9 protein-coding genes are annotated in these 9,218 nt (G+C 67.9%); 4 read left to right on the top strand and 5 right to left on the bottom strand.

Annotated elements, in window-relative coordinates; genetic code table 11:
• Nucleotides 1-140: 140 nt before the first annotated feature.
• Both ACWF9G_RS18045 and ACWF9G_RS18040 read left to right on the top strand, forming a co-directional pair.
• Nucleotides 141-713 (top strand): Uma2 family endonuclease, encoded by a 573-nt coding sequence (locus tag ACWF9G_RS18045; RefSeq protein ID WP_452516593.1) that lies wholly within the window; start codon nt 141-143, stop codon nt 711-713.
• Between the two features lie 182 nt (nt 714-895).
• Nucleotides 896-1,930: an ATP-grasp domain-containing protein gene (locus ACWF9G_RS18040; RefSeq protein ID WP_452516527.1), complete on the top strand. Its 1,035-nt coding sequence runs from the start codon at nt 896-898 to the stop codon at nt 1,928-1,930.
• Nucleotides 1,931-1,986: 56 nt separating this feature from the next.
• On the opposite strand, the gene ACWF9G_RS18035 is transcribed toward ACWF9G_RS18040, so the two are convergent.
• Nucleotides 1,987-2,622 carry a TetR/AcrR family transcriptional regulator C-terminal domain-containing protein gene (locus tag ACWF9G_RS18035; protein ID WP_452516525.1) on the bottom strand — a complete coding sequence of 212 codons (636 nt, stop codon included), beginning with the start codon at nt 2,620-2,622 and terminating at the stop codon, nt 1,987-1,989.
• A gap of 92 nt (nt 2,623-2,714) precedes the next feature.
• Between ACWF9G_RS18035 and ACWF9G_RS18030 the strand changes: the two genes are divergently transcribed.
• Complete coding sequence (locus tag ACWF9G_RS18030; RefSeq protein WP_452516523.1) at nt 2,715-3,719, top strand: NAD(P)-dependent alcohol dehydrogenase; 1,005 nt, start codon at nt 2,715-2,717, stop codon at nt 3,717-3,719.
• A 63-nt stretch (nt 3,720-3,782) separates the two neighbouring features.
• On the opposite strand, the gene ACWF9G_RS18025 is transcribed toward ACWF9G_RS18030, so the two are convergent.
• Nucleotides 3,783-4,919: a GDSL-type esterase/lipase family protein gene (locus tag ACWF9G_RS18025; RefSeq protein WP_452516521.1), complete on the bottom strand. Its 1,137-nt coding sequence runs from the start codon at nt 4,917-4,919 to the stop codon at nt 3,783-3,785.
• 107 nt (nt 4,920-5,026) lie between these two features.
• On the opposite strand from ACWF9G_RS18025, the gene ACWF9G_RS18020 reads away from it, so the two are divergent.
• Nucleotides 5,027-5,506, top strand: a complete 480-nt coding sequence (locus tag ACWF9G_RS18020; protein WP_379088218.1) for a MarR family winged helix-turn-helix transcriptional regulator — start codon at nt 5,027-5,029, stop codon at nt 5,504-5,506.
• Nucleotides 5,507-5,568: 62 nt separating this feature from the next.
• On the opposite strand, the gene ACWF9G_RS18015 is transcribed toward ACWF9G_RS18020, so the two are convergent.
• The 3 genes from ACWF9G_RS18015 to ACWF9G_RS18005 form a co-directional block, all read right to left on the bottom strand.
• Entirely contained in the window at nt 5,569-7,563 is a 1,995-nt protein-coding gene (locus ACWF9G_RS18015; protein WP_452516591.1) for a 5-oxoprolinase/urea amidolyase family protein, read from the bottom strand.
• Nucleotides 7,564-7,721: 158 nt separating this feature from the next.
• Complete coding sequence (locus tag ACWF9G_RS18010) at nt 7,722-8,339, bottom strand: urea amidolyase associated protein UAAP2 (protein ID WP_379311203.1); 618 nt, start codon at nt 8,337-8,339, stop codon at nt 7,722-7,724.
• Nucleotides 8,336-9,088 carry a DUF1989 domain-containing protein gene (locus tag ACWF9G_RS18005; RefSeq protein WP_452516519.1) on the bottom strand — a complete coding sequence of 251 codons (753 nt, stop codon included), beginning with the start codon at nt 9,086-9,088 and terminating at the stop codon, nt 8,336-8,338. The genes ACWF9G_RS18010 and ACWF9G_RS18005 overlap by 4 nt, the downstream gene beginning before the upstream one ends.
• Between the last annotated feature and the right edge of the window lie 130 nt (nt 9,089-9,218).

Raw genomic sequence — 9,218 nt, 5'->3', positions numbered from 1 at the left:
TGCTGTGCTGCTCGCCTACCCCGTTTCCCCTGGTAGGCGAGCAGCATCAACGCTTCACGACTGCCAGTCAGCCGCTAGACTCGAATCGTTCGGCGCGAGCGGCGCGCTGTGCTCAACGAATCGGAGGTGTTCGGGTGGCGATGCCATTACCGCACTCCGATCACTGGACTGCCGCGGATCTCGACCAGATGCCCGACGACGGACTGCGATACGAGGTGTTGAATGGCCAGCTCGTCGTGAATGCAGCACCGAAGCCGATGCATCAGTGGTTGATCAAACGCCTGACACAAGTTCTCGACGCTGTCGTACCGGCCGAGCGTGTGGTCATGGACGGCGTCGGCGTGCTCATCGGTGACGACGAGCCGATCCCCGATCTCATGGTGGCCACCGGTTCGATTGATTGGTATGGGCGCGGGGTGCCGGTGGGTCAGGTCGAACTCGCTGTCGAGGTGGTGTCGAAGTCGACCACCCTGCAAGATCGCCTGGTGAAGCCGGTCCTGTACGCGCAGGCTGGGATCCCCACCTACTGGCGATTCGAGATCAACTCGTTCAAAGGCCAGCTGCCCGGCGAGGCCCTTCCGGTTCTCTTCGCCTATTCGCTGGGGGTCGATGGCGAATACGAACAGACCCATCGCGCGTCGGCGGGTAGCCCCGTGACGTTGCGTGCACCGTTCGAGGTCACGTTCGACCCCGCTGCGCTGCTTCCTCGCTAGCCCGCCGATCCCGTCCGTACCACGTCTGCGATATCCAGGGCGTGACGTGCGGTGTTGCGCTCCGAAATGTGCGGAACGCGGAACCGGTATAGGGTCCGGTTCTCTACGGGAACAGGAAGGGAGCGGTTGCCATAACGCTTCGGATTTGGCTGAGTAGTGCAGGTGCGGCGACCGTGCAGGTCATGCGGTTGCTACGGGAGAACCCGGACGGCGTGGACGTCACCATCTACGCCAGCAATGTGGATCCGGGCGCGGCCGCCCTCTCGGCGTGCGATGTCTCGGCGATCGAACCTCGATACGTCGGCAACGAGGAGTATGCCCAATTCGCGCTGGACTTCTGTCGCAGGCACCGCATCGATGTGCTCATTCCGCCCCGGCGTCTGGACGCGCTGGCGGGGCGGGTCGCGGACTTCGCGGCAGTCGGCACCAGCCTGATGTGTTCGCCGTTGCCGGCGGTGACGGCGCTGACCAGCAAAGTTCGCACCTATCAGATGGCCGGTGCGGCAGGCATTCCCGTGCCGCCGTGGCGGGAGGCCACCGACGTCGACGAGTTCTACGCCGCCGTCGACGAATTGTCTCGGGGCGGGGATACGCTCTGCATCAAACCTAGCGGTGAATACTCGGCGTTCGGCTTCCGCATTCTGGACGACCGTCCGCTGACCATGGCGAGCCTGCGGGCAGCGCCCCGGCCGGTGGCCTCGGTCGAAGCGGTAGCCGGGGCATTGCGCCGGGCGGCGGCGGACGGGGAATCGGTGCCCCCGCTGCTCGTCATGCCGTTTCTCGACGATCCCGAGATCAGCATCGACTGCCTCTCCGCTCCGGGGGGTGAACTGCTGATGGGTATTCCGCGTGCCAAACAAGGACGTTTGCGCATCCTGCTGGACGACCCAGCGGTGGTCGACATCGCGCGCAGTTTGGTCCGGCACTTCGAACTCGCCTATCTGACCAACATCCAATTGCGGTATCGCGGTGGGGAACCGGTGTTGCTCGAGGCCAACCCGCGACCCTCGGCCGGTCTGTTCCACACCGCCTTCGCCGACGTGAATCTGCCGTGGGCCGCGGTTCGGCTACTGCTGGAACGTGATTCGGGGTTGCGGTTCCCGCCGCGACTCGGCGCCTGTCTGGCGGTGGCGGAAGCGGTCATGGAAGTCATCGCCCGGCGCGAGGACGAGAATCCGGGTGGGGTGCGCCGGAGCGCGGATCTGGTTGCCGGCTGATCGGCACACGGGCGTTCGGCCGAGATGACGCGTCGTCTCGGCCGGGCCGTACCCGACTACGGGAGCAGATGACCCAAGCCGTCGAGAAGTAGATCGAGGCCGAAGGCGAAATCGGCTGTACCGGAATGTGTTCCGGCGATGACGAGCGTGGCCAGGGCGTGCATGTGGGGGTGTGTCTCGGTGGGAATGAGGGGCAGGAATCGCTGTGCCGCCGAGGCGTACTCGGAGGGGTCGAGGGGGAAGTTGATGGCTTGCAGGGTGAAGCCGTAGATGTGGCTGTCCAGGGCGTTCCAGGCTCGGTCGGCTTGTTCGTAGGTGAAGCCCGCGGTGATCAGGCAGGCGAGGGTGGCGTCGATGTAGCGGAGCATGGCGGGGCCGACATTGACGCGGGAGCCGAGCAGGCCGGTGGCCCAGCGGTGGCGGAGCAGGACTTCGTGGGCCGAGGTGGCGCGGCGGCGTAGCTCGGCCTGCCAGTCGCCGTCTGCGCGGGGGACGTAGATCTCGGCGACGACCAAGTCGATGATGCCGTCGAGGAGGTCGTCCTTGTTGGCGACATGGTTGTACAGCGACATCGCCTCCACGCCGACCGCCTTGGCGAGTTTGCGCATCGACAGCGCGTCCAGGCCCTCCTGATCGGCGAGGTCGATCGCCGTGCGCAGGACTCGTTCCCTGGTCAGCGGGGTGCGTGGCATGGGGCTCCTGACTGATCTCTTGACGCACTTACGGCGTAAGTGTAGCGTCTGTCGCAAGATACTTACACTGTAAGTGCGAGATGAGGGACGTCATGACCGATGTGGATACGGCTTCGATGACCGCGTGGGTAGCTCCTCGGTACGGCGGGGGTGAGGTGTTGCGCGCCGAGATCGTGCCGCGGCCGGTGCCGGGCGTGCGGGATGTGGTGGTCAGGGTGCACGCGGCATCGCTGTGTAGCGGGGACCTGCATCTGCTCAACGGGACGCCGTATCTGCTGCGGCTCGGGTTCGGGTTGCGCAGGCCCAAGCGTCGGATGATCGGGCAGAACCTGGCGGGAGAGGTCGTGTCCGTCGGCGGACTCGTCACCGAATTCCAGGTCGGTGACCGGGTATTCGGCGAGGTTCCCAGTGGTGCGTTCGCCGAATACGTGCGCGCCGATGCCGGTTCGTTCGCCACCGTTCCCGCCGCGCTCGGCATGGAAGAGGCTGCCGCCATACCGGATTCGGGGATGACCGCCTTGCAGGGTCTGCGCGATATCGGCAAGGTCGGGCCGGGACAGCGGGTGCTGATCAACGGTGCGTCCGGCGGAGTGGGCAGCTTCGCGGTGCAGATCGCGAAGGTGCTGGGTGCGCACGTGACCGCGGTGTGCAGCACCCGCCACCTCGAGATGGTGCGACGCATCGGCGCGGATGTCGTCGTCGACTACACCGTGGACGATTTCACCCGGGCGGACGAACCGTACGACGCGATCTTCGATTTGGCGGGCAACCGTACGCTGCGCGAATACCGCCGAGTGCTCACTCCGGACGGTGTCTACATCTCCTCCGCCGCCGCACCGGGCGACAACTGGCTCGGCCCGATTCGCTGGCTGGGATCGGTCGTCCTGGCCGACCTGTTCACCCGCCAGACCCTGAAACCTCTGCTGATGCGCCCCGCCGCCGCCGACCTCGACTACCTGGCGGCCTTGGCGACCGGCGGTTCCCTCCAGCCGGTGATCGAACGCCGGATTCCGTTGGCGGAAACGCCCTCCGCCATCGCGGCCTTCGCCGCGGGGCATGCCTCGGGCAAAACCGTGCTCATCGCAGTGGACAGCTGATCACCAGGCGCTGGCGGCGGCATCGTGCGAGCGGCGATCGCCGCCAGAGCCTGGTGAACTCGATCAGCGGAACAGGGCGGCGAGGTCGACCGTGCTCGCCATGGCCGCGGCGCCGGCGTCGTTGAGGTGCATGCCGTCGCCGCTGTCGAACTCGGGGCGGATGAAGTCGGGGCGCTCCGGGTCCGCCACCGCGCGATCGACATCGAAGACCGAGTCGAAAACATCAGTGCTGCGCAGCCATTCGTTGACCGTGCGTCGCGTCGGCTGGGTTTCGGCGAGTGGCATGCCGGGGTAGATGCAGCCCGCGTAGGGACCGATGGTGGCGGCGTGGATGCGCAGCCCGGCCGTGTGCGCACGGGTGGCGAGGTCGGTGAAGCCTGCGATCAGTTCGTCGGCGGTGGCCGATGGCTGACCGCCCATGGCGCCGAGGATGAGGTCGTTGATGCCGAAGTTCACCAGGATGTCGGTGACGCCGGGGACCTCCAGTGCCTCGGTATCGAAACGGCTGCGGCCGGATTCGCCGATCTCGCCGGCCGTGAGACGGTTTCCGGAGATGCCGTTGTTGACCACCCAGCCGTGGGCGAGCCGGGCATTGATGGCGTCGACCGAGCGGCGGTTGGCGCTCGGGGTGGTTCCGAAGCCCTCGAACCACGAGTCGCCGATCGCCACGCCGATCCGGGTATCGGCGGGGGCGAGCACGTCGACGCCGGTGAGGAAGAAGCGGAACGGAAGCTCATCGGCATCCGGTAGTTCCACGTCGGAGGTGTGGTCGCCGGAAACGACGTAGGCGATCTCGGCGGGCTGGTGCGAGAACGTCGCCTGGCCGGTGGGCTCGGACAGGTAGAGGCTGAGCAGGAGATCTTCGCCTGCGGCGACGGGCAAATCGATCGGGTCGCTCACCAGGTCGGCGCCGGGTGCGATGGTGACGGTGTCGGCGCCGTCGAAGCGGAGCTGCCGATCGGTGTCGGCGGTGATCGCCGAGCCGGACTTGCGCGTGGCGATGCGGGCTGCGCCGATCGTCAAGGGGGTGCGGCCGTAGCGGTTGGTCAGCCGCACGCGCACCGCGTCGCCACCCCCTGCCATCCGCACCACGTGGCGCACGGTCTCGTTGTCGAACGCGCGGGATTCGTTGAGCTTGATCTGCTCGTACGGGCTGATGACGCCGGATCGGAAGCCGGCGACCCACGTGTTGTGCTGCATGATCTCTCCAGTAGTTGCTGTGAGGAATATTGCGTACGCATAGTCTTACTCCGAGATATTCCTCGTGTCAACTATCCCCAGGGCAAGTATCGGCTAGAGTGGACGTCATGTCCGTGAACGCGATGTTCGACGATCCCCGGCTGACCATCTCCGGTCTCCTCTTCGAGTCGTCCAGTGGCCTGGTCGCCAGGCTCGAACCGACGTGGAAGGCACACGGCATCTCCGGGCTCGATCTCAATGCCCTGATGCGGCTGAGTCGTTCGCCGGATCAGCGCCTGCGCATGTCGGATCTGGCCGCGCAAACCGCGCTGTCCACCAGCGGAGTCACCAGGCTGGTCGATCGCCTGGCCGCGGCGGGTCTGGTCGAACGCAAGCTGGATCCTGGCGATCGGCGCAGCGCCTATGCCGCGCTGACCGACGCCGGTGTCCGCCGCCTCGAAGAGGTGCTGCCCGACTACCTGGCGGCGCTGGAGCGATGGCTCACCGGCCTTTTGACCCCCGACCAGCTGGACGGCCTGGTCGCGGGCCTGCGCGTCATCCGGGATGCGACCAACCCGGCGGCTACCGCCATCGCCGACCAGGGCTGACGCTATTCGCCTCGCTCATCGAGATCGAGGCGATGGCCGCCGTCGCGCCCTGACGTGGTGGATCAGTCCGCGAGTTCGCCTGCGGTGCGCCAGGATTGGCGCTCGGCGGCGAACGCCTCGGCCTGGACGGCACGAAAGTCCGCGATGGCGGGGGCGTTGTCGGCGAGGAATCGACGATAGTCGGCGAGACGGAATTCGCCGTCCTCGACGGTGACGTCCACCTTGCCCGCGGCGAAATCGGCGCGGAGGTCGAGCAGTTCGCCCGCTTCGACCGGGTGCCAGCGGATGCGGTCGAAATAGCGCAGGAGCCATGGGGTTTCCGCGTCGGTGGCGAAACGGTCGACGCCCGGTCCCGCGGCGCCGCTCGGTCTGGCGCGGTGATTCCAGACCTGCGTGGTGCGGCCGACGAACTGGTAGCCGCCGGGGCCCTCCATGCCGTAGATGCAGAGGTAGGCGCCGCCGATGCCGACGGCGTTCTCGGGGGTCCAGGTGCGGGCGGGGTTGTATTTGGTGGTGACCAGGCGGTGGCGTGGATCGGTGGGGGTGGCGACCGGGGCGCCGAGGTAGACGTCACCGAGGCCGAGGACCAGGTATTCGGCGTCGAAGACGGTGCGGTAGACGTCGTCGACCGAATCCAAGCCGTTCATGCGGCGGATGAACTCGATGTTCCACGGGCACCAGGGGGCGTCGGCGCGGACACCGTGCATGTAGCGGGTGATCGCCTCGCGGGTGGACGGATCGTCCCAGGAGAGGGGCAGGTGGACAGTGCGGCTCGGGACGACGAGCTGATCGGAATTCGGTAGGTGCGCTTCGGCTTCGGCGAGCAGGTGGAGGAGCTGTCGGATCGGGAGGACGGCGGGATCGACGCGGACTTGCAGAGAGCGGATGCCCGGGGTGAGCTCGACGACTCCGCGCGGACCGGCTTCGATCAGATGCTGGTGCAGGGCGTGGACGCGGGCGCGGAGGCCGAGATCCAGGGTGAGCGTGCCGTATTCGACGAGGACGCCGTCGTCGCCCTGTCTGCGATAGGTCACGCCGGTCTCGTCGTCGACCTCGGTGCGGCGCAGGATGCCGTCGTCGCCATCACGCCCGGCCGAGAGGACGCTGCCGAATGAGGCGCGACGGCGCGCCCCGAGTTCGTGTGTGGGAGCGGCATGTTCGGCGCGGATGGGAACGAAACGGACCTTGTCGCCCGGCGTGAGCTGGCCGAGTTTCCAGCGGTCGGCCGCGACGACAGTCACCGGGCAGACGAAACCGCCCAGGCTCGGGCCGTCGGGGCCGAGCAGAATCGGGGTGTCGCCGGTGAAGTCGAGCGCGCCGATCGAATAGGCGTTGTCGTGGATGTTCGACGGGTGCAGGCCCGCCTCGCCGCCGTCGGTGCGCGCCCACTCCGGCTTCGGGCCGATCAGGCGGACGCCGGTGCGGTCGGAGTTGAAGTGCACCTCGTAGTCGGTGCCGAGGATGGTGTCGAAATCGTTGCGGGTGAAGAACTCCGGTGCGCCGTGCGGGCCCTCGGTGACGGCGAGTTCCCAGCGGCGGCCGAAGGCGGGGATGTCGGCCATCGGGACGGCGGGGGCGCGGCGATGCGCTGGTTCGCCGAGCGTCAGCGATTCGCCGGCACGCAGTGCCGCGCCGGTGCCGCCACCGAACTTGCCCAGGGTGAATGTCGCTGCGCTGCCGAGGAATTGCTCGACGTCGATGCCGCCGGAGGCGAGAATGTAGGTGCGCATGCCCGGTCCGTGAATGGCGCCGACATCGAGGACGCCACCGGCAGGGACCTCGATCGTGCGCCATTGCTCCACCGGACGGCCGTCGACGCGCACATCGGCGACCGCGCCGGTGACACATACCCACGTCGCCTCGCTGAAGCGCAGCGCAGGTCCACCGAGAGTGCATTCGAGCCCCGCGGCGCCCTCCGGGTTGCCGAGCACCCGATTGCCCAGCCGGAACGACAGGTCATCCATCGGACCCGACGGGGGAACACCGATGTGCCAGTAGCCGATTCGGCCCGGCCAGTCCTGCACGGTGGTCTGCATCCCGGGGCGCAGGACGTCCATGCGCCGCGCGAGCTGAGGGGGAGACGTGGATACCGGAACGCCGGAGTTCACGGCCACGGCCTCCGGCCGACGGGTACCCGCATCGTCAGTGTCCGCGGCGGGCGGCTCGGCCGAGCCGACGCGCGCGGCGATGACATCGACTCCGGTGTCGGTGAGGCTCATCGGGTCACCACCATGCGGACCGGCGTCGGGTCGAAACCGTTGCAGGGGTTGTTGATCTGCGGGCAGTTGGAGACCAGCACCAGGGTGTCGATCTCGGCCCGCACCGTGACCTTCTTGCCCGGTGCCGACAGCCCGTCGACGATGCCGAGCGTGCCGTCGGCCTCGACCGGCACATTCATGAACCAGTTGATGTTGGACACCAGATCCCGCTTACCCAAACCCCATTCGAGAGCCGCGGTCAGGAAGTTCTCCACACAGGCGTGCTGGTGACGGGTGTGGTGGCCGTAGCGCAGGGTGTTGGATTCCTGGGAGCAGGCGCCGGCGATGGTGTCGTGGTTGCCCACCTCGTCGGCGACGACCGTCATCAGCGGTGTGCCGCGTTCGGTGCGCAGGACGCTGCCGGTGGTGAGGAAGATATTGCGCTGGGCGGCGATCGTGGCCTGGGCGCTGTAGCGGTCGGTGCGGTCGGCGGCGGAGTAGAGCAGGCAGTCGACGGCCTGGTTGCCGTGCAGGTCGATGATCTCGAGCTGATCGCCCGCGCGCACGATCGCCGACCACGGCGCCTCGGCGGGGACGGTCTCGTCGAGCACGACGGTGCGGGTGGTCGTTGTCATGCCAGAACCTCCGTGTTCTGCGCGGCCGCCCAGGCGGCTTCGGTGTTGTCCACGGCCCGCCGGTATTCGGGGTCGTCGTTGGGCGTGGCCGCGAGATCGGCCGGCGAGGGCCAGGCGAGGATGTCGAGGTCGCCGGTGGGGCGGTCGTCGAGTGGGTGGGGAGCGTTGGCGACCAGGAGGGTCACCGGCAGGTGGATGATCAGGTCGACGGCGGCGCCCGCCGGACCGTTGCCGGTCGACTCGATCGCGCCGTCCGCGGCGACCCGCGCACCACGGAACAACGCGATCGACGGGCCGATGTCACGTGGCTCGAGGCCCTGCTTGGCCCCGGCCAGGTGCAGTTGGTGGCGGCCGTCGGCGGTGGACCCGCACAGGGTGTCGTGGTGCCCGGCGGAGTCGGCGACCACGGTGGCCAGTACCCGGCCCTGGTCGGACAGCAGCGGATGTCCCGCACTCAGATAGGCCTGCCACGGCACCTTCACGGTGTCGGCGACATTCAGCCGCTCCCAGGGTGATTCGGCGCGCAGCAGGAACAGGTGAGCGCAGGTGGTGCCGGTCGGGTCGGCCAGCCGGACCCGGGTGCCTCGGCCGAGGACCACATTCGCGTAGCCGCCCGCCGGAATACGTTGCGCCATAACGACTGCTGCCGGGTCGACCCCGGCGGGGAGGTCAGGGCTGGCGATCGTGGCCGCCGCGGCCTGGGCTCGCGCATGTGCACGGGCGCCGTCGGTGGAGTGGGTACTCGTCATCGTTCTCCTGTGTTTTTGGAGCTGTGTTTTTGGAGCGCTGGCGCGCTCGAGGTCGCGGCCCCTCCAGTCCCGCCGGTCAGGCACCGTTGCTTGCTCCTTCGTCGCGTACGCAACGGCGCCTGACCGGCGG

This window comes from Nocardia sp. NPDC055029 (assembly GCF_053608525.1).
This window is presented reverse-complemented; position numbering and strand designations above follow the sequence as displayed.

Excerpts from the sequence above, each read along its gene's own strand:
- ACWF9G_RS18045 (WP_452516593.1), top strand. The coding sequence starts at position 141 with ATGCCATTACCGCACTCCGATCACTGGACTGCCGCGGATCTCGACCAG.
- ACWF9G_RS18040 (WP_452516527.1), top strand. The coding sequence starts at position 896 with ATGCGGTTGCTACGGGAGAACCCGGACGGCGTGGACGTCACCATCTAC.
- ACWF9G_RS18035 (WP_452516525.1), bottom strand. The coding sequence starts at position 2,622 with ATGCCACGCACCCCGCTGACCAGGGAACGAGTCCTGCGCACGGCGATC.
- ACWF9G_RS18030 (WP_452516523.1), top strand. The coding sequence starts at position 2,715 with ATGACCGATGTGGATACGGCTTCGATGACCGCGTGGGTAGCTCCTCGG.
- ACWF9G_RS18025 (WP_452516521.1), bottom strand. The coding sequence starts at position 4,919 with ATGCAGCACAACACGTGGGTCGCCGGCTTCCGATCCGGCGTCATCAGC.
- ACWF9G_RS18020 (WP_379088218.1), top strand. The coding sequence starts at position 5,027 with ATGTCCGTGAACGCGATGTTCGACGATCCCCGGCTGACCATCTCCGGT.
- ACWF9G_RS18015 (WP_452516591.1), bottom strand. The coding sequence starts at position 7,563 with ATGGACGTCCTGCGCCCCGGGATGCAGACCACCGTGCAGGACTGGCCG.
- ACWF9G_RS18010 (WP_379311203.1), bottom strand. The coding sequence starts at position 8,339 with ATGACAACGACCACCCGCACCGTCGTGCTCGACGAGACCGTCCCCGCC.
- ACWF9G_RS18005 (WP_452516519.1), bottom strand. The coding sequence starts at position 9,088 with ATGACGAGTACCCACTCCACCGACGGCGCCCGTGCACATGCGCGAGCC.